The 20429-nt window shown below is 65.7% G+C and carries 21 protein-coding genes; 7 read left to right on the top strand and 14 right to left on the bottom strand.

The window, feature by feature from the left end:
- Window positions 1–106: 106 nt before the first annotated feature.
- From ABIB99_RS35755 to ABIB99_RS35740, 4 genes are all read right to left on the bottom strand, one after another.
- On the bottom strand, window positions 107–805 hold the full coding sequence (locus ABIB99_RS35755) for an ABC transporter ATP-binding protein (protein ID WP_028149500.1): 699 nt from the start codon (window positions 803–805) through the stop codon (window positions 107–109).
- Complete coding sequence (locus ABIB99_RS35750; protein ID WP_354180203.1) at window positions 802–2646, bottom strand: branched-chain amino acid ABC transporter ATP-binding protein/permease; 1845 nt, start codon at window positions 2644–2646, stop codon at window positions 802–804. The genes ABIB99_RS35755 and ABIB99_RS35750 overlap by 4 nt, the downstream gene beginning before the upstream one ends.
- 11 nt (window positions 2647–2657) lie before the next feature.
- Window positions 2658–3533 (bottom strand): branched-chain amino acid ABC transporter permease, encoded by an 876-nt coding sequence (locus tag ABIB99_RS35745; protein ID WP_014490434.1) that lies wholly within the window; start codon window positions 3531–3533, stop codon window positions 2658–2660.
- A 98-nt stretch (window positions 3534–3631) separates the two neighbouring features.
- Window positions 3632–4966 carry a substrate-binding protein gene (locus tag ABIB99_RS35740; protein ID WP_354180201.1) on the bottom strand — a complete coding sequence of 445 codons (1335 nt, stop codon included), beginning with the start codon at window positions 4964–4966 and terminating at the stop codon, window positions 3632–3634.
- A 216-nt stretch (window positions 4967–5182) separates the two neighbouring features.
- Here ABIB99_RS35740 and ABIB99_RS35735 point away from each other — a divergent pair, with 216 nt between their 5' ends.
- The 3 genes from ABIB99_RS35735 (at window position 5183) to ABIB99_RS35725 (ending at window position 6428) form a co-directional block, all read left to right on the top strand.
- Window positions 5183–5515 carry a hypothetical protein gene (locus ABIB99_RS35735; RefSeq protein WP_354180199.1) on the top strand — a complete coding sequence of 111 codons (333 nt, stop codon included), beginning with the start codon at window positions 5183–5185 and terminating at the stop codon, window positions 5513–5515.
- An 18-nt stretch (window positions 5516–5533) separates the two neighbouring features.
- On the top strand, window positions 5534–5845 hold the full coding sequence (locus ABIB99_RS35730) for a hypothetical protein (protein ID WP_354180197.1): 312 nt from the start codon (window positions 5534–5536) through the stop codon (window positions 5843–5845).
- A gap of 112 nt (window positions 5846–5957) precedes the next feature.
- Window positions 5958–6428, top strand: a complete 471-nt coding sequence (locus ABIB99_RS35725) for a MarR family winged helix-turn-helix transcriptional regulator (protein ID WP_166060487.1) — start codon at window positions 5958–5960, stop codon at window positions 6426–6428.
- Between the two features lie 8 nt (window positions 6429–6436).
- On the opposite strand, the gene prfA is transcribed toward ABIB99_RS35725, so the two are convergent.
- The 3 genes from prfA to ABIB99_RS35710 all read right to left on the bottom strand — a co-directional run bounded on the left by prfA (window position 6437) and on the right by ABIB99_RS35710 (window position 11393).
- On the bottom strand, window positions 6437–7522 hold the full coding sequence (gene prfA, locus ABIB99_RS35720) for a peptide chain release factor 1 (protein WP_354180194.1): 1086 nt from the start codon (window positions 7520–7522) through the stop codon (window positions 6437–6439).
- 58 nt (window positions 7523–7580) lie between these two features.
- Window positions 7581–9848: a phosphoenolpyruvate--protein phosphotransferase gene (gene ptsP / locus ABIB99_RS35715; RefSeq protein WP_063980570.1), complete on the bottom strand. Its 2268-nt coding sequence runs from the start codon at window positions 9846–9848 to the stop codon at window positions 7581–7583.
- A 288-nt stretch (window positions 9849–10136) separates the two neighbouring features.
- Window positions 10137–11393, bottom strand: a complete 1257-nt coding sequence (locus ABIB99_RS35710) for an aspartate kinase (protein WP_063980571.1) — start codon at window positions 11391–11393, stop codon at window positions 10137–10139.
- A gap of 174 nt (window positions 11394–11567) precedes the next feature.
- Here ABIB99_RS35710 and ABIB99_RS35705 point away from each other — a divergent pair, with 174 nt between their 5' ends.
- The 3 genes from ABIB99_RS35705 to ABIB99_RS35695 all read left to right on the top strand — a co-directional run bounded on the left by ABIB99_RS35705 (window position 11568) and on the right by ABIB99_RS35695 (window position 13823).
- Complete coding sequence (locus ABIB99_RS35705) at window positions 11568–12035, top strand: PH domain-containing protein (protein ID WP_354180191.1); 468 nt, start codon at window positions 11568–11570, stop codon at window positions 12033–12035.
- Between the two features lie 14 nt (window positions 12036–12049).
- On the top strand, window positions 12050–12817 hold the full coding sequence (gene ubiG / locus ABIB99_RS35700; RefSeq protein ID WP_354180189.1) for a bifunctional 2-polyprenyl-6-hydroxyphenol methylase/3-demethylubiquinol 3-O-methyltransferase UbiG: 768 nt from the start codon (window positions 12050–12052) through the stop codon (window positions 12815–12817).
- Between the two features lie 106 nt (window positions 12818–12923).
- Entirely contained in the window at window positions 12924–13823 is a 900-nt protein-coding gene (locus ABIB99_RS35695; protein WP_354180187.1) for an EamA family transporter, read from the top strand.
- Window positions 13824–13836: 13 nt separating this feature from the next.
- Here the strand turns inward: ABIB99_RS35695 and ABIB99_RS35690 are convergent, their stop codons facing one another.
- Genes ABIB99_RS35690 through ABIB99_RS35675 form a run of 4 tightly spaced genes read right to left on the bottom strand, consistent with a single transcriptional unit; the run spans window position 13837 to window position 16311 of the window.
- A complete protein-coding gene (locus tag ABIB99_RS35690; protein ID WP_071908489.1) occupies window positions 13837–14319 on the bottom strand; it encodes a DUF1178 family protein in 483 nt (160 codons plus the stop codon).
- Complete coding sequence (locus ABIB99_RS35685) at window positions 14316–15194, bottom strand: carbon-nitrogen hydrolase family protein (protein WP_014490423.1); 879 nt, start codon at window positions 15192–15194, stop codon at window positions 14316–14318. The genes ABIB99_RS35690 and ABIB99_RS35685 overlap by 4 nt, the downstream gene beginning before the upstream one ends.
- Window positions 15191–15466 carry a glutaredoxin 3 gene (grxC, locus tag ABIB99_RS35680; RefSeq protein ID WP_063980577.1) on the bottom strand — a complete coding sequence of 92 codons (276 nt, stop codon included), beginning with the start codon at window positions 15464–15466 and terminating at the stop codon, window positions 15191–15193. Before grxC ends, ABIB99_RS35685 begins: the two co-directional genes overlap by 4 nt.
- Before the next feature lie 35 nt (window positions 15467–15501).
- Complete coding sequence (locus tag ABIB99_RS35675) at window positions 15502–16311, bottom strand: ComF family protein (RefSeq protein WP_028149485.1); 810 nt, start codon at window positions 16309–16311, stop codon at window positions 15502–15504.
- A 143-nt stretch (window positions 16312–16454) separates the two neighbouring features.
- On the opposite strand from ABIB99_RS35675, the gene ABIB99_RS35670 reads away from it, so the two are divergent.
- A complete protein-coding gene (locus ABIB99_RS35670) occupies window positions 16455–17321 on the top strand; it encodes a methyltransferase domain-containing protein (RefSeq protein WP_247316473.1) in 867 nt (288 codons plus the stop codon).
- A 139-nt stretch (window positions 17322–17460) separates the two neighbouring features.
- On the opposite strand, the gene ABIB99_RS35665 is transcribed toward ABIB99_RS35670, so the two are convergent.
- The 3 genes from ABIB99_RS35665 to ABIB99_RS35655 form a co-directional block, all read right to left on the bottom strand.
- Window positions 17461–17871: a (deoxy)nucleoside triphosphate pyrophosphohydrolase gene (locus ABIB99_RS35665; protein WP_354180183.1), complete on the bottom strand. Its 411-nt coding sequence runs from the start codon at window positions 17869–17871 to the stop codon at window positions 17461–17463.
- 10 nt (window positions 17872–17881) lie between these two features.
- A complete protein-coding gene (argJ, locus tag ABIB99_RS35660; RefSeq protein WP_354180181.1) occupies window positions 17882–19123 on the bottom strand; it encodes a bifunctional glutamate N-acetyltransferase/amino-acid acetyltransferase ArgJ in 1242 nt (413 codons plus the stop codon).
- Between the two features lie 100 nt (window positions 19124–19223).
- The gene (locus tag ABIB99_RS35655) at window positions 19224–20144 is read right to left on the bottom strand and encodes a peptidylprolyl isomerase (RefSeq protein WP_063980581.1); all 921 of its coding nucleotides are present in this window, start codon (window positions 20142–20144) and stop codon (window positions 19224–19226) included.
- Window positions 20145–20429: the final 285 nt, after the last annotated feature.

The following is a 20429-nucleotide window of genomic DNA, read 5'->3' as shown; positions in this document are numbered from 1 at the left end:
CTAAAGGCGACCCTGTGTCCGCTTTGGGCCCAAGGCGACATTCCGGGGGCGAGGCCGCATGCTGCCCCCTCGAAAGCAGATATCCCGGAGTTTAGGAGGACTCGACCTAGACGCCAAGGTATCGCTGCAGCAGCTCCGGCTGGGCCTTTAGCTCCTGCGCCGGTCCCTCGTGCACGATGTGGCCGTTGTTGATGATGTAGATCCGTGTCGCCAGCGCCAGCGTCGCTGCCAGATTCTGCTCGACCAGCACGATGGTCTGGCCGGCGGCCGCGAGCTCGCGGCAGGCCTTGACGAGATCGTGGACGATGACGGGCGCGAGCCCCTCGAATGGCTCGTCCAGCAGCACGATCTTGGGATCGCGCACCAGCGCCCGGGCGATCGCGAGCATCTGCTGTTCGCCGCCGGAGAGCTCGGTGCCGCGGTTGTTGCGCCGCTCCTTCAGCCGCGGAAACATCTCGTAGATGCGCTCGAGCGGCCAGCGCTTCGGTGCGGTGATCCCGGCGAGAACGATGTTCTCCTCCACCGACAAGCTGCCGAAGATCCGGCGCTCCTCGTGCACGAGCTGCATGCCTGCCTGCGCGATCCTGTGGCTCTTGCGTCCAGCGATATCGATGCCGTCGAACTTCACGCTGCCGCTGCGGGGCGTCACGACGCCCATCAGGCTCTTGAGCGTCGTGCTCTTGCCGGCGCCGTTCCGCCCGAGCAGCGCCACCACCTCGTGCCGCTCGACGCGCATGGCGACGTCGAACAGGATGTGGGAGTCCCCGTAATAGCTGTTCAGGCCGTTGACCTCGATCAGGCTCATGCGGCGATCTCTCCGTGAACGCCGCCGAGATAGGCTTCCTGCACTGCGGCGTTGGTTCTGATTTCCTCCGGTGTGCCGTCCAGCAGCACCTTGCCCTCCTGGAGCACCGTCACGCGCTCGACCAGCTCGAACAGCGAGTCCATGTCGTGGTCGATGATGATCATGGTGCGGCCGCGCGCGATCGATTTGAGCAGCTTGACGGTCTCGACCCGCTCGCGCGGGCTCATGCCCGCGAGCGGCTCGTCGAGCAGCAGCAGGCGCGGCGAGGTGGCGAGTGCAAGCCCGATCTCCAGCCGGCGCTTCTCGCCATAGGCGAGCTCGGATACCGGCGTATCGGCGCGGCGGGTCAAATTGACCAGGGCAAGCGTGTGCGCCACCTGCTCCGTCAGGCCCTTCACGCCCGAGAGCTTGCGGAACAGGTCGAGCCGGAATTTTCCGCGCAGCTCGGCGAGTGCGGCGATCGTCAGGTTCTGCCGCACCGTGAGGCCCGTGAAGAGCTGGTTGATCTGGTAGCTCTTGGTAAGCCCGAGCTGGCAAACCTCGGTAACCTTCAATCCCGTGATGTCGCGGCCCTCGAACACGATCCGGCCGGAGGTCGGCGCGATCTCGCAGGTCAGCATCTTGAAGAAGGTCGATTTGCCGGCGCCGTTGGGGCCGATGATGCCGCGCAGCTCGCCCTGATTGACGCTGAAATCGATGTCGCTGTTGGCGACGAGACCGCCATAGCGCTTGGTCAGGCCGGTGGCTTTCAGGATCGGCCCGGAATAGGCGGGATGCGCGACCTCCCTGGCCTGCATCGGCGCAGGAGGAGCTTGCTGCGGCGTCTCGATCTCGGCCTCCTCCTCCGTCTCCGCAGCCTTCCGCGCTCGCTTGCCAGACACGAGGCCGTAGAGATCGACGAGGCCGCCCACAATGCCGCCGCGCAGGAAGCAGACCAGCACCACGAACACGACGCCCAGCACGAGCTTCCAGGCCGCTCCGAGACCCAGCGCGGACTGGAGGAAATCCTGAAGGAAGAGCCAAACTGTTGCGCCGACCAGCGGTCCGAACAGCGTGCCGCGGCCGCCAATGGCAGTCTGCATCACGAGCTGACCCGAGGTGTCGAAGGTGAAGGCGTCGGGCGGCATGAAGGCCTGCAATACGCCGAGCAGGCCGCCGGCGAAGCCCGCATAGGCCGCCGCGATCACGAACGCGGTCAGCTTGTAGCCGTGGATGTTGTGGCCGACGGCGGTGGCGCGCAGCGGATTGTCGCGGATCGCGCTCAGAATCGCGCCGACAGGCGAGCGGACGATCCTGAGCGCGATGATGACGCCGATGAAGTAGCACAGCGCGATGAACTGATAGAGCGACCAGCCATTGGTGAAGTGGATGGTTGTGAAACCGAGATTGAAGCTCGGTGTCGGCACGCCTGGCAGGCCGTTCTCGCCGCCGGTGAAATCCGAGAGCGGATTGAACTCGACGAAGAAAAACACCTCCGCGATCGCCACCGTGATCATGGCGAAATAGATGCCGGTGCGGCGCAGCGCGATCAGGCCGATCAGATAGCCGGTCGCCGCAGCTGCGATCATGCCGATGATCAGCGCGCCCAGCACGTTGCCGAAGCCCGCGCGGGTCAGGAGGTAGGCCGCGACAAAGCCGCCGGTGCCGTAGAAGGCGGACTGGCCGAATGACAGCAGGCCGGTGAAGCCGAACAGGATGTCGAAGCCGAGACCGAACAGGCCCCAGACCAGGATCCGGTTCACGGTGTTCGGGGCGAAGCCGAGATGAGGCAGCACGAACGGGGCTGCGATCAAACCGATCGCGGTCAGGGTCTCGATCAGGAACGGGCGTTGCTTGAGCATCAGGAAATCGCTTACTCGCGGCCCTGGACGCCGAGCAGGCCATGCGGTCGCACCACGAGCACGAGCGTCATCGCCGCAAACAGCATCACATAGGCGTAGCCGGGGTTGAACATGGAGGTGACGCTGATGATCTCGCCGGCGATCAGGCCGCCGAGGATCGCGCCCGGGAACGAGCCGACGCCGCCGATCACCACCACCACGAAGGTCTGGACCAGGATGTCGTCGCCGATGCCCGGTGTCAGCGACACCACCGGCGCGTTGACGATGCCGGCAAATCCGGCGGCCATTGCGCCGATGCCGAATACGACCATGAAGACGCGGTAGACGTTGATGCCGAGCGAATCGACCATCACCGAATCCTCGATCCCGGCGCGCACGATCATGCCGAGCCGGGTCCGGTAGAGGACGATGAACAGTGCGCCGAGGGCGACCGCGACGATGCCGACGACGGCGAGGCGGTAGGTCGGATAGAACATGAAGCCGAGATTGGTGATGCCCTGGAACAGCGCCGGCGGCGGCACCAGCTGCGACTGGCTCGAGAAGATCAGGCGCACGAGCTCGACGAAACAGATGCCTAGCCCGAAGGTCACCAGCAGCTGATCCTCGTGCGGGCGATGATAGAAATGGCGGATGATGACGCGTTCCATCGCGACGCCGAGCAGCATCACGAACAGCGAGCCCGCGATGACGGCGATGATGAAGGACTCCGTGTACTGGTAGGCGACGAAGCCGGCATAGCCGCCGATCATGAACATCGCGCCATGCGCGAGGTTGAGCACGCCGAGCGTGCCGTAGATGATGGTCAGGCCGGAGCTGATCAGCGCGAGCAGGGCGCCGAGCGCGAGCCCGTTGAAGAGCTGAGAAACGAGGTTGGGCCAACTGATCATGCGACAATCGCCGTTGTGACGCGCGATAGTGCGCGTCAGAAAAAGGTGACGCCGCAGGACCAGAGTGAGCCCGCGGCGTCACAGGGGTTAGCGCGGGCTCAGCTGTAATCGCCGGGATGGCAGCCGAACGCGTCCGGCTTCTGCATCAGGCCTTCACCTGGGACGATCTCGACGACGTCGTACCAGTCTTCCTTGTTCTTCATGTCCTTCTGCTGCTTGCCCTTCACGATGATCACCGGGCGGACGCATTGGTGATCCTCGGGGCGGTAATGTACGTCGCCGACCAGGGAGGGGATCGTCTCGCCCTTCTCATAGGCCTTGATCACGTCGGGCGGATTGAAGCTGCCGGCCTGCTCGCACATGTGGGCCCAGTGCGCGAAGCTGACATAGGCGTTCTCGGCGCCCCATTCGGGCTTGTAGCCGTACTTCTTCTCGAAGGCCTCGTTGAACATCTTGGCGAGCGGGAACTTGTCCTCAATCGTCCACCAATAGTCGGTGGCGGCGTAGACGCCCTGCATCAGGCCGCCGGTCTCGCGCGCGATGAAGGGCACCTGGTAGGGAACGACCAGCTTCATCTTGTCGAGCACGCCGAACTGCTTGGCCTGCTGGGTCGACAGTACCGCGTCGTGGCCCCAGTTGACGTTGATGAGCACGTCGGCGCCGGAATTCGCGACGTTCAGCAGATATGAGGAGTAGTCGGGCGCGCCGAGCGGTGCGACCTGGTTGGTCACCGTCGTCCAGCCCGCGGTCGCGAGGAAGTCCTGCATCGACTTGGTGACGGTGTGGCCGTAGGTGTAATCAGGCGTCAGGTAGGCGGCCGTCTTGTTCTTGCCGAACTCTCTCACCATCACCGGGCCGATCGCCGCGGCGGCGGTCTGGCCGAAGAAGTTCTGGCGGAAGCCGTAGCGAACGCAGTCCTTGCCGGTGGTGTCGTTCGAGCCGGAAATGCCGCACACGAACAGCACGTGTTCGCGCTGCGCGAGCTTGTTGAGCGCGACCGCGACGGCGCTTGACGTGCCGCCGGTGATCATGATCGCTTTGTTCTCGCTGATGAAGCGCTGCTGCGCCTGCACCGCCTCGTTCGGTTTGGCCGCGGAATCCGCGACGCCGAACCTCAGCTCCTTGCCGAGCACGCCCTTGCTGGTCTTCGGCGAGATCTTCTTGATCAGGTCATGGCCGCTGTTGATGTGCTCGATCGCGAGCTGGTAGCCCTTGAGCTCGTCCTCGCCCTGCACGGAGTAGGTGCCGGTGCGCGGGACCGAGATTCCGATGAAGGCGGTGGAACTCGAAACGCCGGCGGGATACGAGCCGATCGCCGGCTTGTCCTCGGCAAAGGCCGGCATCGCGGGCAGCATCGAGCCGCCGATGAGCCCGGCGGTGGTCTGGAGCAGGCCACGGCGCGAGAGGCGGCGGCGGATGAGATCGTCAGTCATGGTCGTTTCCTCCGAACATCGTTCTTGTTTGCAGGCGCAAGCACGACCTGTCCGGCCAGCCGACCTCGCTGGCCTGCTGCGCCGGGCACGTCACATCCGCTTGTAGCTCTTGGCCCTAAGCATTGCTTGTGAAGCCCTTCTGTCAATTTCGTCTTTGGTCGAACGACGAAAATTATCACGTGAAAACATATCGGATCACGATATATATTAGTCTTTGTGAGTACGAGGCTGGCGGGTTCGGCGAGAGAAATGGCGCGGCAGACGATAGTGGCGGGTGCCCGGAAGCGACGATCCTGGCCGCAGGAGGCGGAGCGGCCGGAGGCCGCGTGGCCCGCGGGGGAGGGCAGCGACCAGCGCGCGGCGCCGCAGTCGGGCGATGCCTCCCGCGTGTCCGAGCCGCGCAGCCGGTCAGCCGGCCGGCGCGGACCCGTCGTCGGCTCCGTCCAGGCCAAGGTCCAGGCCAAGCGCGCGCCCGGCCCGATGCAGAAGCTGAGCGTGCGCGCGCAGAATGTTCTGAAGGAGCTTGCGGTGGAGCTCACCGGCGAATAGCCGCCGAAGGGGAATTGGTTGCCGTCGCGCGAGCTGCTACTCGCGCTGACGGCCGAGTGCCTTGCGACCGCGCGCAACTGCGGACCTCACACGATGCGGGAGATCGTGGATTGGGCGCAGGGCTGCGGCGTGACCATCAAGCCGGTGATCCCGCCCGGCGGCTCGCTGTCGCAGATGTGGGCGGAGTCGATTGCCAATGCGTCGGCAGGCAGCCTGACCAGCGCCGAGATCGCCAGCGCGCTCCAGCGCTCGATCAGGCGGAAGAGCGTTCGCATCCCGATCGCGTTTCAGGTCATCCTGGTGAAGATCCTGCTCTCCAGTTTCGAATAGGCCCCGATATTTGTGCATCCGCGGCGCCGCTCGGTTGGTTCCGCCGGTCCTTCCTTGCTAGTCTCGGCAGCGACCGCCCGCTTCATCGGCGGGCTCGACGTCGCAGGCAGGAATGACTCAATCGAAGCGGAAGACGACGCGCCCCGCGTCCGCGGCGCCCTCAAAGGGCGGCGCGATGCGCGAGGCCGACTATGCGGCGCTTGCACAGTTCCGCTATCAGCTTCGGACCTTCCTGGCATTCAGCGAAGCCGCGGCCCAGAGCGCCGGGTTGACGCCGCAGCAGCATCAGGCGCTGCTGGCGATCAAGGGGCTGGCCACCCCCGACGGCGCAAGCGTCGGCGACATCGCGCGCTTCCTCCTGATCCGGCACCATACCGCGGTAGAGCTGGTGGATCGCATGGCGAAGCTGAAGCTGATCGGACGGGAAGCCGATCCGCAGGACGCAAGACGCGTCCTGGTCAGGCTGACGGCCAAGGGCGAGCAGAAGCTGCGATCGCTCTCGCGCATTCACCTGGACGAGCTGGGTGCCGCCGCGCCCGCCCTGGCCAGGATACTGCGATCGTTCCGGGCCAAAGCGCGCTGAGGCGCGGTTCAGGCGGCTGCGCCTTGCGCGGCGAGCTGTGCGGCCTGATGCTCGGTGGTCAGCGCGTCGGTCAATTCGCCGAGCGCTTCGCCGGCGATCACCTGCGGCAGCTTGTAGAGCGTCAGGTTGATGCGATGATCGGTGACGCGTCCCTGCGGGAAATTATAGGTGCGGATGCGCTCGCTGCGGTCGCCGGAGCCGACCTTCTCCTTGCGCTCGGCCGAGCGGGCGGCATCAACGCGCTGGCGCTCGGCATCGTAGATGCGCGAGCGCAGGATGTTCATGGCGGAGGCGCGGTTCTTGTGCTGCGAGCGGCTGTCCTGCATCATCACCACGATACCGGTCGGGATGTGCGTGATGCGGATCGCCGATTCGGTCTTGTTGACGTGCTGGCCGCCGGCGCCTTGTGCACGCATGGTCTCGATGCGCAGATCGTCGTTCTTGATATCGACGTCGACCTCCTCGACCTCCGGCAGCACGGCGACCGTCGCCGCGGAGGTGTGGATGCGTCCCTGCGTCTCGGTGTCGGGCACGCGCTGCACCCGATGCACGCCGGATTCGAATTTCAGTTTCGAGAACGCGCCGCGGCCCTGGACCTCCGCGATGATTTCCTTGTAGCCGCCGACCGTGCCTTCGCTGGCCGAGATCACCTCAACCTTCCAGCCCTGCAAGCTGGCGAAGCGCTCGTACATCCGGAACAGATCGCCGGCGAACAGCGAGGCCTCGTCGCCGCCGGTGCCGGCGCGGATTTCCAGCACCACGTTGCGGTCGTCCATGGCGTCCTTGGGCAGCAGCGCGACGCGAATCTTCTGGACCAGCTCTTCGATTTTAGGCGCCAGCTCGTCGCGCTCGGCTTCCGCCATGCCGCGCATCTCGGCATCCGTCGCTGGATCGGCGATCAGCGCCTCGGTGTCGGCGAGCTCCTTCACGGCGGAGCGATAAGCCTTCACCGCCTCGATCAGCGGGGTGAGCTCGGCGAGCTCGCGGGTGATCTGCACGTAGCGTTCGGAGGCGAGCTGGCCGAGCGATTCGGCCTCGAGCGAGGCGTGATGCGCGAGCAGGACGTCCAGTTTGGCTTCGGGGAGTGACGACATCGGTTCGGTCTCAAAGGGCGGAAAAAGGCGAGGCGGCGGGAAGGGGGCGACAGGCCCGCTACAACGCCAGGCCCTCGGCCTCGGCAAATTCCGTCAGCTTCTGCCGGATCGAGACGCTGCCGGAGGGCGCGTCCAGCAACGGGCCGAGCATCGCTTCGGCCTTCTTGGCATCGAGGTCGATCACCATCGCCTTGACCGGGCCGAGCGCGGTCGCCGAGAGCGACAGCGAACGATAGCCCATCGCGATCAGCGCCAGCGCGCCGATCGGCTTGGAGGCCATCTCGCCGCACAGCGATAACGACTTCTTCGCATCGTTCGACTTCCGCGCGATCTCGCGCAGCACGCGCAGGATCGGCGCCGACATGGTGTCGAAGCGCTCGGAGACCTTGGCATTGCCGCGGTCGACCGCGAACAGGAACTGGAACAGATCGTTGGAGCCGACCGAGATGAAGTCGACCTTCTTCAAGAGCTCGTCGAGCTGATAGAGCAGCGCCGGCACCTCGACCATGGTGCCGATGTCGATGCGCTCCGGCAGCGTGTGGCCGTGCTGGCGCAGGTAGGTCAGCTCGCGCTCGACCAGCGCTTTCGCCGAGTCGAACTCCGCGACCTCCGAGATCATCGGGAACATGATGCGCAGCGCGCGGCCGCCGCCGGCGCGCAGCAGCGCGCGGATCTGGCCGCGCAGCAGGCCGGGGCGATCGAGGCCAAGCCGGATCGCGCGCCACCCGAGTGCGGGATTCTCCTCGATCACCGCTTCCATATAGGGCAGTGCCTTGTCGCCGCCGATGTCGAGGGTGCGGAAGGTGACGGGCTTGGTGCCGGCAGCATCCAGCACCGTGCGATAGAGCGCGAGCTGGTCGCTGGTGCGCGGCAGGCTCTGCCCCACCATGAATTGCAGCTCGGTGCGGAACAGGCCGATGCCGGCGCTGCCGGTGTCCTCGATATGCGGCAGGTCGATCGCAAGACCTGCGTTGATCATCAGCTCGACCTTCTGGCCGTCCTTGGTGACGCAGGGACGGTCGCGCAGCGCAAGGTATTGCGCCTGGCGGCGGGCGCGGAAGCGCACGCGTTCGGCGAAGGCGGCTTCGACCTCCTGCGACGGGCGCACATAGATCGAGCCCGAGGTGCCGTCGACGATGATGGCGTCGCCGGGATCGGCGATGCCGGGCGCGTTCGGGACTTCGCCGACCGCGGGGATGCCGAGCGCGCGGGCCACGATCGAGACGTGGGAGTTGGCGGTGCCTTCCTCCAGCACGATGCCGCGCAGGCGCTTGCGGTCGTAATCGAGCAGCGCCGCAGGGCCCATCGCGCGCGCGATGACGATGGCATTGTCGGGCAGTTGTTCGCGCGAGGGCGCGTGGTCCTGGCCGACCAGCTGCCGCATCAGGCGGTAGCCGAGATCCTCGAGATCGTGCAGCCGGTCACGCAAATAGGGATCGGTCGAGCGCAGCATGCGCGCGCGGGTGTCGGACTGCACGCGCTCGACGGCGGCTTCCGCCGTGAGGCCGGTCGCGACCGCCTCATGCAGCTTGTGCGACCAGCCCTGGTCGTTGGCGAACATGCGATAGGCTTCCAGCACCTCGCGGTGCTCGCCGCCCTCGGCAACGTCGCCACGCTCCAGCATGCGGTCGAGATCGGCGCGCAGCTTGGCGAGCGCGGTGTCGAGCCGCTTGATCTCCTTCGGCAGATCCTCGGCGATGTAGTCCTTGATGACGACGCGCGGCTCGTGCAGCACGACATGGCCGAGCGCGATGCCTTCCGAGAGGATGGCGCCGACCTTCTGCGCCGAATGCCGCGCGGCCGGCTCCTGGCCCGGCTGGGCCAGCGCAGACAATTCGCCGGAGGCGATCAGCTCCGCCAGCACCATCGCGGTGGTCTGGAGCGCCTCGAGCTCCTCCTCGACATAATTGCGCTTGGCGCGGTTCTGCACCACCAGCACGCCGAGCGTGTTGCCGGCGCGCAGGATCGGCACGCCGAGGAAGGAGTGGTAGATTTCTTCGCCGGTCTCCGGGCGGAACGAGAAGGCTGGGTGGCTTTGCGCGTCGCTGAGGTTGAGCGGGGTCGCCTCGCTGGCGACGAGGCCGACCAGGCCCTCATGGGCGCTCAGCACGGTGTGGTGCACAGCCTCGCGGTTGAGGCCTTCGGTGGCGTAGAGCTCGAGCGTGTTGTCGATGCGCAGCACATAGACCGAGCACACCTCGGCCACCATATTGGCGGCGATCAGCACCACGATCTTGTCCAGCCGCTCCTGGGCCGAGACCTGCTCCGCCATGGTTTCGCGGAGCCGTCTCAACAAGACGCGGGGACCTCCCGACGCGCTCCGCATGAACCGTCAATCTCCTCCGTCTGCCTGGCCCGGCGGTATCGGCCGGCGGCTGGCCCAAAATTCCAGAAAAACAACCAAATTGTTCGTCCGGCGCAGGCACAAACACAAATCTACTCAAGATTTAGCGCTTGCACCGAATCAGCGCCGCCTGAACTGGGACACAGTCTGCGGCAGCCCACCCTGTTCGCCGTATAGCGAATTGAGGCTTGTTTTGCCAAGCAAAACGCCTGCCAAACGCGAAGGTGTGTACACCTTCGCGTTTGCTGCGACCGCTAAGAGAAAATTCGTCTAAGCCTGATCGAGACCGTAGAGCGTGTGCAGGGTGCGTACCGCGAGCTCGGTATAGGCGGTGTCGATCAAAACCGAGAATTTGATCTCGGAGGTTGTAATGGCCCGGATGTTGATATTCCGTCCGGCGAGGGCCGAAAACGCCTGGGCGGCGACGCCGGCGTGGCTGCGCATGCCGCTGCCGATTACCGATATCTTAGCGACGTCGGTGGCGGTATCGAGCCGGGCATAGCCGATCTTGCCCTTGGCGGCCGTGATCGTGTCCTTGGCACGGGTGTAGTCGGCCGCCGGCACCGTGAAGGTGAGATCGGTGGTCTTGCCGTCCTCGGAGACGTTCTGCACGATCATGTCGACGTTGATGTTGGCATCCGCCAGCGGGCCGAAGATCGACGCTGCCACGCCGGGCTTGTCCTCGATCTGGCGTACCGAGATCTGGGCCTCGTCCTTCGAAAAGGCGATGCCGGTGACGACGTGGCTTTCCATGATCTCCTCCTCGCTGCAGATCAGCGTGCCGGGCGGCTGGTTGGCATGCGGGTCGATATCCTCGGGCTTGTCGAAGCTCGAGCGGACGAAGATCGGCATGTTGTGGACCATGCCGAGTTCCACCGAGCGGACCTGGAGCACTTTTGCGCCCTGGGAGGCCAGTTCCAGCATGTCTTCGAACGCGATCTTGTCGAGGCGGCGGGCCTTCGGCACGATTCGCGGGTCGGTGGTATAGACGCCGTCGACATCGGTGTAGATGTCGCAGCGGTCGGCCTTGACGGCGGCGGCGATCGCCACTGCCGAGGTATCGGAGCCGCCGCGGCCGAGCGTGGTGATGCGATTGGTCTCGGGATTGATACCCTGGAAGCCGGCGATGACCGCGACCTCCTTGCGCTCCCGGAAGCGCTTGATGATCTCGCTGCCGTCGATGTCCTCGATCCGGGCCGAGGCATGGGCGTCGCTGGTCTTGATCGGGATCTGCCAGCCCTGCCAGGAGCGGGCCTGGATGCCCATGCCCTGAAGCACGATGGCGAGCAGGCCCGACGTCACTTGTTCGCCGGAGGCGACGACGGCGTCGTATTCGCGCGCGTCGTGCATCGGCGAGGCCTCGGTGCACCAGGCCACCAGCTCGTTGGTTTTGCCGGACATCGCCGAGACGACCACGGCCACTTCATGGCCGGCGTCGACCTCACGCTTCACATGACGTGCGACGTTGCGGATACGTTCGATATTGGCGACGGACGTGCCGCCGAATTTCATCACGAGGCGGCTCATGACGACGCGTGCATTCCCTCATAAGGATCAGTATGGTGACCCGCACCGGACGGGTGCCGGCGGACACCGACCGCGCGTATACATAGCGGCGGGGCCGGGGGCAAGCGGGTTCCTGCGGGGGCAGGGTAAGGTCCGACCTAAGGTCGGGCTTGGGGGTATGGGTTAACCGAGATCATGGCGCGTTATATCGACGAGATCCTGCAACCGGGCGAGCGGGTGCTGTATTCGACCAATGCGCACTGGATCTTCTATTTTCCGGCCATCGTGGCCTGGATCGCGGCTCTCGCCTTTCTCGGTCTGATGCCGCAGGCCACGGCCGATGGCCTCAGGGTGCTGTGCCTCATAGCCGCCGGCGTCGTAGCTCTGGCCGCCCTTTACTGGACCATCAAGGGCTGGTTCCATCGCTTCACGACCGAGACCGACGTCACCAACTTGCGGGTTGTGCACAAGACGGGGTTCATTAAGCGCCGGACCTTTGAAATGGCGCTGGACAAGGTCGAGAGCGTTGATGTCGATCAGTCGATTCTTGGACGTATTCTCAACTACGGCGACGTGACGATTCGCGGCGTTGGCGAGGGGATCGAGAAGATCACGACCGTCGACTCGCCGCTCGCCTTCCGTAGTTCGATCACCACGCGGTAGGACCGCGCCTAACCATGAGCATGCAGCAAAATACTTCCGCAACCGCAAGCCCGGGCTCGACCGTCGACGCCGCCGAGATCGCGAAATTCTCGAAACTTTCGGCCGAGTGGTGGGATCCCAACGGCAAGATGGCGCCGCTGCACCGGATCAACCCGCTGCGGCTCGGCTACATCCGCGATGCCGCCTGCCGCAAGTTCGAGCGTAATGTGCGCAGCCTCAACTGCCTCGGCGGCCTGCGAGTGCTCGACATCGGCTGCGGCGCCGGCCTGCTGTGCGAGCCGCTGTCGCGCCTCGGTGCCCAGGTCATCGGCGTCGATCCCTCGGTCAGCAACATCGCCGCCGCGAAGCTGCATGCCGACAAGAGCCATCTGTCGATCGATTACCGCTGCACCACGGTCGAGGAGATCGACCCGCGCGAGCGCTTCGACATCGTGCTGGCGATGGAAGTGGTCGAGCACGTCGTCGATGTCGGCGTCTTCCTCAAGCGCTGCGCGGCGATGCTGAAGCCGAACGGGCTGATGGTGGTCTCGACGCTGAACCGGAACTGGAAGAGCTTTGCGCTCGCCATCGTCGGTGCCGAATACGTCCTGCGCTGGCTGCCGCGCGGCACCCACGAATGGAACAAGTTCGTCACCCCCGACGAGCTGACGAAGTATCTTTTGGACAACCGTCTCGTCATCACCGAGCAGACCGGCGTCGTCTACTCACCCTTCGCCGACAAATGGACCCTCTCCTCCGACATGGACGTGAACTACATGGTCGTGGCGGAAGGGATGGTCTGAGGGGTACGCGAGGCGCGAGCATCGCACCCATGACGTGGGCGTGATTGACCTGCTTCGCCGCTAGCGGCAGGTTGGCCACGGCTTCCCCTCCTACCGCTCCACCCGCATGCTTACCATCGCCAGCCTCTGGATTCCCTTCACCGTCATTGCTGCGCTAGGCCAGGTCGCGCGCAATGCGATGCAGCGGTCGTTGACGAAGCCGCTGGGGACCTGGGGCGCGACCAATATCCGCTTCCTGTTCGGCTTCCCGTTCTCGCTGCTGTTTCTGGGCGTGGTGCTGGTCGCAACCGGTGATCACCTCGGCATGCCGCCGACCGTGTTCTGGCCCTGGCTACTGCTCGGGGCGCTCAGCCAGATCGTTGCGACCGGGCTGATGCTGCTTGCGATGAACGATCGCTCCTTCGTGGTGACGACGGCCTACCTCAAGACCGAGGCGATCCAGACCGCAATTTTCGGCTTCGTCTTCCTCGGCGATCACCTGACCTGGCTGAAGGTGCTGGCGATCGTGATCGCGACTGTCGGCGTCGTCATCACCGCACTCCGGCCCGGCGGCAAGAAGAGCTTTGCCGAGCTGAAGCCGACCATCACCGGTCTCGTCGCGGCCGCGGCATTCGCGTTGTCAGCGGTCGGTTTTCGCGGCGCCATCATCAACGTGCCTGACGTCTCCTTCGTGACGGCAGCGTCGTTCACGCTGGTGCTCGGCCTGTTCGTGCAGACGCTGATCCTGACCATCTATCTGCTCTGGCGGGCGCCAAAGGTGCTCCAGTCGATCCTGGGGCTGTGGAAGCCGTCGCTGCTCGCCGGCTTCATGGGCGCGTTCGCCTCGCAATTCTGGTTCCTGGCTTTCGCGCTGACGGCGGCAGCCAATGTCCGAACGCTCGCTCTGATCGAGGTGCTGTTCGCGCAAGGCGTAGCGTATTACTCGTTCAAGCAGCCGATCGCGCCGCGCGAGATTTTCGGCATCGTGCTGATCGTTGTTGGAGTCGCGTTGCTGGTGGGAGCCTGACGCGCTTCGCGCGTCAGTTCCTATCTTCCGGCAGCGTCGGCAGCGGCGACACCTCGATGCCTTCGTCGATCAGCGACTTGGCCTCGTCGGGCGAAGCCTCGCCATAGATCGGGCGGTGCTCCTTGTCGCCGTAATGCATCGCGCGGGCTTCGTTCGCAAAGCGCTCGCCGACATTGTCGGCGTGCTTGACGATGTGATCGCGCAGCTCCTTGAGCTTGGCGCGCAACTCGCGCTCCTGCGCCATCATCAGCGAGGTCGGTCCCGACGGCGCAGCCTCGGGCGCAGGCGTTGAGGCCGGCTCCGGCGGCGGCGTCGCCCGTCCGCGGCCCTTCTTGCCGATGATCCGCGGGGCCATGATCGCCTTCTCGACCTTGGCCGAGCCGCAGATCGGGCAAGTCACGAGCTTGCGCTTCACCTGCGAATCATAAGCCGACGAGCTCTGGAACCAGCTTTCGAATGCGTGGCTTTGGTCGCAGTGGAGCGCGTAGCGGATCATGCCGATCCCCGCACGAGGTGAAGATGGTCCGGCCCGGCCTTGGGATCGGCGACGCCGAAGCGGCGGCCGTGCTGAAGCGAGGGGATCGCGCGGCGGGCGGTCTCGACCTTGGCCGGGTCGATCTTGGCCATGATGATGCCGGGCTCGACGTCGCCCTCGGCGAGGATCTCGCCCCAGGGGTCGATGATCAGCGAGTGACCATAGGTCTCGCGCTTGTTCTCGTGCAGGCCGGCCTGCGCGGCGGCGAAGATGAAGCAGCCGGTCTCGATCGCGCGCGAGCGCAGCAGGATGTGCCAGTGCGCCTCACCGGTCTTGCGGGTGAAGGCCGAGGGCACGGTGATGAAATACGCGCCGCTCTCGGCCAGCGCGCGGTAGAGCGCGGGGAAGCGCACGTCGTAGCAGATCGTCAGCCCGACGCGGCCCCAGGGCAGGTCGGAGATCACGGCGGTCTCGCCCGGCTGGTAATTGGCGGATTCGCGATAGCTCTCGCCGTCCGGCAACTCGATGTCGAACATGTGGATCTTGTCGTAGCTCGCGAGCACATTGCCCTCGGGGCCAATCAGGAAGGACCGATTGACCGCCTTCTCCGGCGAGAAGCGCAGCGCCAGCGATCCGACATGGATGTGGATCTTCAGCTCGGCCGCGAGCGCGCGATAGGCCCTTAGCGAGGTGTCGTCCTCTTCGCTCTGGAGGTGCTCGAACAGCGCCTTGCGGTTGAGCTGCATCATGTTGCTGACTTCGGGCGTCTGCACGTAGTCGGCGCCATCGGCCGCAGCCTGCCGGATCAGCCTGGTGGCCTGCGCGAGGCTCGGCTCGGGCATCAGGCCGGTGCGCATCTGGATCATCGCGGCGGTGAAGGTGCGATCCTCGCTCATGACACCGCCTTTACGCTTTCGAGCAGGCCGTCGAGCTTGCCCTCGCGGTCGAGCGCATAGAGCTCGTCGCAACCGCCGACATGGGTTCCGCCGATCCAGATTTGCGGGAAAGTCGAGCCCCCGCCGGCGCGGTCGTACATCTCTTCGCGCCAGGACGGGTTCCTGGCGATGTCGAACTCCGTGAAGGTTGCCTTCTTGCGGGTCAGCAGCGATTTGGCGGCGGAACAATAGCCACAGCCCGGCCTGGTGTAGATTTCGACAGCGTCGGTCATGTCGTGTGGCGCTCTCATGTCATGAAGTCATTGAATTATATGGGACGGGGGCCGCTCTCGACAACCCGGGCGAACACCAGCACGTCCACCTGGGCCGCCTTGGCGCGGAGCAGGGCCCGCGCACAGGCGTCCAGCGTCGCCCCCGAGGTGAGGACATCGTCGATCAGGACGATGCGGCGGCCCTGGATTTCCGCCTGGCGGTCGGGGGATACCTGGAATGCGCCCTGCACATTGGTGGCGCGCTGGGTCCGCGACAGGCCGATCTGCTGCTCGGTCGCGCGCACCCGGCGCAGCACTTCACCGCGCACCCTGACACCGCTCTGCCGCGCGATGATGCGCGCCAGCGCCCCGGACTGGTTGTAGCGGCGCCGCCACGCCCGGCGCCAATGCAGGGGCACCGGCACCAGCATGTCGGCTCCGGTGAGCAGTTCGGCGCCCGCGCGCGCCATCCAGCGACCCATGGCCGGCGCCAGATCGGTACGGTCCTGGTATTTCAGCGCATGCACCAGCGTGCGCGCGACGTCGTCATAGCGCACCGCCGCGCGTGCACGCTGGTAGGCCGGCGGGCTCGCGATCGCCTCCATCGACAGCATGTCGGGGCCGGGATCATAGACGAAGGGAATGCCGAGGCGCGGGCAATAGGGCCGCTCGATGAAGGACAGCCGCGCCCAGCAGGCCGCGCAGACGCCTTCGCCATCGACCGGCTCCCGGCAGGACACGCACAATGTCGGCAGCGCAATGTCGAGCGCGAGCCGTGCGGCACGCGACAGCACGTGGCGGCCGGCCGTCCATGCGGCACGCAATGGCGCGGCGATGGAGCGGGTGGGGGCGGCGTCGGCTTCCATGAGGGGAGGCTAGCGTTATGGGAAGAGCCGCTCAAGCGACTGAATCGATCTCGTGCCCCGGACGCAGCGCAGCGCTCCCGGCGATGCGAAGCATCGTCCGGTGCGGTGCGCTGCAGAGCCGGGACACGAGAGAGGAGATTGCCATGGCGGTCGTGATCGGCGTAACCAGCGGCATGGCCCAGACCCCGCAGACCCCGCCCGCTCTGTTCGATCGCGCATTGCTGCATGCGCGGCAGCGGCGCGCACATGCGCAGGGCGAGGTGACATTCCTGCTCGATCGTGTTGCAGAGGACATGACTGACCGGCTGGCCGCCGTGATGCGGGAATTTCACGCTGCGGCCGATCTCTGGACGCCCGGAGAGGGGCTCATAGGGCTGCCATCACTTCGGCGGATCGCGCTCGACGAAGCGGGCGCGGAAAAACTGCCCTTTGCCCCGGAAAGTCTCGACCTCGTCGTCTCGGCGCTGGCGCTGCAATTCGTCAACGACCTGCCGGGGGTGCTCATGCAGGTGCGGCGTGCGCTGAAGCCGGACGGATTGCTGCTCGCCGCGATGATCGGCGGCGACAGCCTGACCGAGCTGCGGCAGGCCTTTGCGGCGGCCGAAGCCGAATGCGAGGGCGGCGTGTCGCCGCGCGTGGCCCCGTTCGCGGATTTGCGCGACATCGGCGCGCTGTTGCAGCGGGCGGGCTTTGCGCTTCCGGTCACCGATGTCGACCGTGTCGTGGTGCGCTACGCCAATGCATTTGCGCTGATGCAGGATCTCCGCCGCATGGGCGCGGCCAATGTGCTGATCGAGCGGCGGCGCACGCCGACGCCCCGCGCGACGCTGCTGCGCATGGCCGAAATCTACGCCGAACGCTTTGCGGATGCCGACGGCCGCATCCGCGCGACATTCGACATCATCTGGCTCTCCGGCTGGGCCCCGCATGCAAGCCAGCAGCAGCCGCTCAAGCCGGGGTCGGCGAAAGCGAGCCTGGCGGAGGCGGTGAAGAAGGCGGGGAAAGAGTGATCCTCATGGTGAGGGGGCGCGTAAGGCGCGCTTAGCGGACAATGCTTCGCATCGCCGCGAGAACCATGCAGGCCCCGCTCTTGCCGTGTGGCCATCCTTCGAGACGCGCGTGCCGCGCTCCTCAGGATGAGGTCCGTACTCACATCAGCAAATCGATCAGATGCGGGATCAGCGGAATGTCCGCGGGCGGCATCGGGTAGTCGCGCAGCTTGTTGGCGCGGACCCAGGCCAGGGTCTGGCCTTCGCGCGGCGTGACCAGCCCCTCCCAGCGCCGGCAGATGTAGAGCGGCATCAGCAGGTGAAAGGTCTCGTAGCCGTAGCTCGCAAAGGTCAGTGGCGCCAGGCACGGTTCGGCGACGGTGATGCCGAGCTCTTCATGCAGCTCGCGGATCAGGCTCTGCTCCGGCCGCTCGCCGGGCTCACACTTGCCGCCGGGGAATTCCCAGAGGCCGGCAAGCGTCTTGCCCGGGGGGCGCTGCGCGATCAGGACGCGCTTGTCGGCGTCGACGAGCGCGCAGGCCACCACCAATGTCAGTTTGAGATCGGCCATCGGCGTTCGCTTAAGACCTGTAATCCCCGTTGATCGCGACATACTCCTTCGTCAGGTCGCAGGTCAGCACGCGGTCGCGACCCTTGCCGAGGCCGAGCGAGACCTTGATCGCGATTTCCGGGGCCTTCATCGCTTCCGACACCTGCGCCTCGTCATAGGACGGATCGCGCGCGCCGCTCTTGGCGACGCGGATGCCGTTGAAGGAGATCGAGAGCTTGTCGCGATCGGCCGGCTCGCCGGCTTTGCCGACCGCCATCACCACGCGGCCCCAATTGGCGTCCTCGCCGGCGATTGCGGTCTTGACCAGCGGCGAGTTCGCAATCGACATCGCGATCTTGCGCGCCGAGGCCTTGGTCTTGGCGCCCTCCACGGTGATCTCGACCAGCTTGCGCGCGCCTTCGCCGTCGCGGGCGACCTGCTCGGAGAGATTGGCGAGCACCTGGTTGAAGGCTTTCACGAAGGCCTTCAGTCGCGGATCGCTGGCCCGGCTGATCTTCGGTGCGCCGTGCGCGGCTGCGGCGCCGGTGGCGAAGGCCAGCAGCGTGTCCGAGGTCGAGGTGTCGCCGTCGATCGTCACCGCGTTAAAGGTGTCCTCGACGCCGCTCTTGAGCAGGGCTTGCAGGGCGGCGGGTGCGATCGGCGCGTCGGTGAAGATGAAGGACAGCATCGTCGCCATGTCGGGGGCGATCATGCCGGCGCCCTTGGCCATGCCGTTGATGGTGACCTTGGCCTTGCCGAGCTTGACGGTCGCGGTCGCGACCTTCGGGAAAGTGTCGGTGGTCATGATGGCCTTGGCCGCGGCGAGATAGTCGCCGGACTCGGCAGTCTCGGCCAGCCGGCCGAGCACACCGTCGAACTTGGTCGCGTCCAGCGGCTCGCCGATCACGCCAGTCGAGGCCAGGAAGATCTCGCCCTCGCTGCATCCGACCGCCTTGGCCGCGATCTTCGCGGTCAACGCGGTGGAGCTGCGCCCGGTCTTGCCGGTGAATGCATTGGCGTTGCCGGAATTCACCACCAGCGCGCGCGCCTTGCCGCCCTTCAGCTTGGCGCGGCACCATTCGACCGGGGCGGACGGGCATTTCGACCTGGTGAAGACGCCCGCGACCGCGGTGCCCTTGTCCATTACCGCCAGCAGCACGTCGGTGCGGTTCTTGTAGCGGATGCCGGCTTCGGCCGTCGCAAGGCGGACGCCCGCGATCACGGGCATGTCGGGGACAGTTTTGGGGGCGAGCGGGGAGACGGAGGAGGACATCGGGGCGCCTTGGTGAGGTCTGGATATGCAGATGGCCGGGCATTTGCCCGGCCATTGCGACGTTAGATACTATTGGCGTCCGCGAAGTGACAGCGAATTCTTACTTCTTCGCGGGGGGCGCCATCTTGCTGTCGGACGGCTTGGCAGGGTCGGCCGGCTTGGCATCCGGCTTGGCATCCGCTGCCGGCTGGTCCGTCCGCTCGACCTTGGCTTCCGCGCGGAGCTTGGCGACGTAGTCGGCCTGGGCCTTGCGGGTGACGTACTGCTCGATCTGGGCCTTGACCTGCTCGAAGTCCGGCGCCTTGCGGTTGCGCTTTTCCTCGACCTTGATGATGTGCCAGCCGAACTGCGACTTCACGGGATCGGAGATCTTGCCCGGCTCCAGCGTGAAGGCCACGGCCGAGAACTCCGGCACCATCTGCTCCTTGGTGAAGAAGCCGAGGTCGCCGCCATCGGCGGAGCCCGGATCCTTGGACTTCTTCTTGGCGAGCTCGGCGAAATCGGCGCCCTTGTCGAGCTCGGCCTTCACCGCCTTGGCCTCGTCCTCGGTCTCGACCAGGATGTGGCGGGCGCGGACCTCCTGCTCGCCGGTGATCTGCTTGGAGGCCTCCTCATAGACCTTCTTCATGGCGTCGGGGGTGGTGGCGGCCTTGCCCTCGTTGGCGAGCAGGCTGTCCATCAGCAGGCGGTTCCGGGCGAACGCCAGGCGCTTCTTGAACTCGTCGCCGTCGGCGACCTTCTTGTCCTCGGCAGCCTTGCTGACAATCTTCATGTCGATCAGGAAGGACAGCACGTTCTCGTCCTTGGTCGCCGGGTCCATCTGGGCGAGGCTCGCCCCGAGTTCCTCCTCGGCCATGGCAACGTCGCTCTTCTTGATTTCCGCGCCATTGACCTTCGCCAGCACCGGATCGTCGGCAGCCCGGCCGGGACCCGCGATCAGCGCCAACGCAAGGCAGCCCACGAGGGCGGTGGCGAGGCCGAAGCGCAGGCCGGTTTTGGTTACCGGGAACGAGGTGGTCATGGAAAATCCTTTTGTTGAAGCAGGGGGCTGCTCTAGCGGGGCGGACACTCGCCCAATTCAGGGGGGCTTGGCAACGCGAAAAGTCTGTCAAAATGATGAATTAGCCGCAATGCGCCCGCCGTTGACAAGGCCCTGACCGGGCCATATCTCTGCCCGGTCGCGACCATGGCGATGGCGTTTATTTTGCTGCGTTTTTGGCCGTTGAACCCAGACTTGCCCAATTCCCACCCATATGGCGGATGCCCCCCGCAGTCCGGGCTCTGCCGCCATCAGGCGTCACGGTGA

It is taken from the genome of Bradyrhizobium sp. LA6.1 (assembly GCF_040547805.1).
GTDB classification, from domain to species: domain Bacteria; phylum Pseudomonadota; class Alphaproteobacteria; order Rhizobiales; family Xanthobacteraceae; genus Bradyrhizobium; species Bradyrhizobium barranii.
This window is presented reverse-complemented; position numbering and strand designations above follow the sequence as displayed.

Bases quoted from the DNA above. Each gene is read 5' to 3' on its own strand.
- ABIB99_RS35755 (WP_028149500.1), bottom strand. From the start codon at position 805: ATGAGCCTGATCGAGGTCAACGGCCTGAACAGCTATTACGGGGACTCC.
- ABIB99_RS35750 (WP_354180203.1), bottom strand. From the start codon at position 2,646: ATGCTCAAGCAACGCCCGTTCCTGATCGAGACCCTGACCGCGATCGGT.
- ABIB99_RS35745 (WP_014490434.1), bottom strand. From the start codon at position 3,533: ATGATCAGTTGGCCCAACCTCGTTTCTCAGCTCTTCAACGGGCTCGCG.
- ABIB99_RS35740 (WP_354180201.1), bottom strand. From the start codon at position 4,966: ATGACTGACGATCTCATCCGCCGCCGCCTCTCGCGCCGTGGCCTGCTC.
- ABIB99_RS35725 (WP_166060487.1), top strand. From the start codon at position 5,958: ATGACTCAATCGAAGCGGAAGACGACGCGCCCCGCGTCCGCGGCGCCC.
- prfA (WP_354180194.1), bottom strand. From the start codon at position 7,522: ATGTCGTCACTCCCCGAAGCCAAACTGGACGTCCTGCTCGCGCATCAC.
- ptsP (WP_063980570.1), bottom strand. From the start codon at position 9,848: ATGCGGAGCGCGTCGGGAGGTCCCCGCGTCTTGTTGAGACGGCTCCGC.
- ABIB99_RS35710 (WP_063980571.1), bottom strand. From the start codon at position 11,393: ATGAGCCGCCTCGTGATGAAATTCGGCGGCACGTCCGTCGCCAATATC.
- ABIB99_RS35705 (WP_354180191.1), top strand. From the start codon at position 11,568: ATGGCGCGTTATATCGACGAGATCCTGCAACCGGGCGAGCGGGTGCTG.
- ubiG (WP_354180189.1), top strand. From the start codon at position 12,050: ATGAGCATGCAGCAAAATACTTCCGCAACCGCAAGCCCGGGCTCGACC.
- ABIB99_RS35695 (WP_354180187.1), top strand. From the start codon at position 12,924: ATGCTTACCATCGCCAGCCTCTGGATTCCCTTCACCGTCATTGCTGCG.
- ABIB99_RS35690 (WP_071908489.1), bottom strand. From the start codon at position 14,319: ATGATCCGCTACGCGCTCCACTGCGACCAAAGCCACGCATTCGAAAGC.
- ABIB99_RS35685 (WP_014490423.1), bottom strand. From the start codon at position 15,194: ATGAGCGAGGATCGCACCTTCACCGCCGCGATGATCCAGATGCGCACC.
- grxC (WP_063980577.1), bottom strand. From the start codon at position 15,466: ATGACCGACGCTGTCGAAATCTACACCAGGCCGGGCTGTGGCTATTGT.
- ABIB99_RS35675 (WP_028149485.1), bottom strand. From the start codon at position 16,311: ATGGAAGCCGACGCCGCCCCCACCCGCTCCATCGCCGCGCCATTGCGT.
- ABIB99_RS35670 (WP_247316473.1), top strand. From the start codon at position 16,455: ATGGCGGTCGTGATCGGCGTAACCAGCGGCATGGCCCAGACCCCGCAG.
- ABIB99_RS35665 (WP_354180183.1), bottom strand. From the start codon at position 17,871: ATGGCCGATCTCAAACTGACATTGGTGGTGGCCTGCGCGCTCGTCGAC.
- argJ (WP_354180181.1), bottom strand. From the start codon at position 19,123: ATGTCCTCCTCCGTCTCCCCGCTCGCCCCCAAAACTGTCCCCGACATG.
- ABIB99_RS35655 (WP_063980581.1), bottom strand. From the start codon at position 20,144: ATGACCACCTCGTTCCCGGTAACCAAAACCGGCCTGCGCTTCGGCCTC.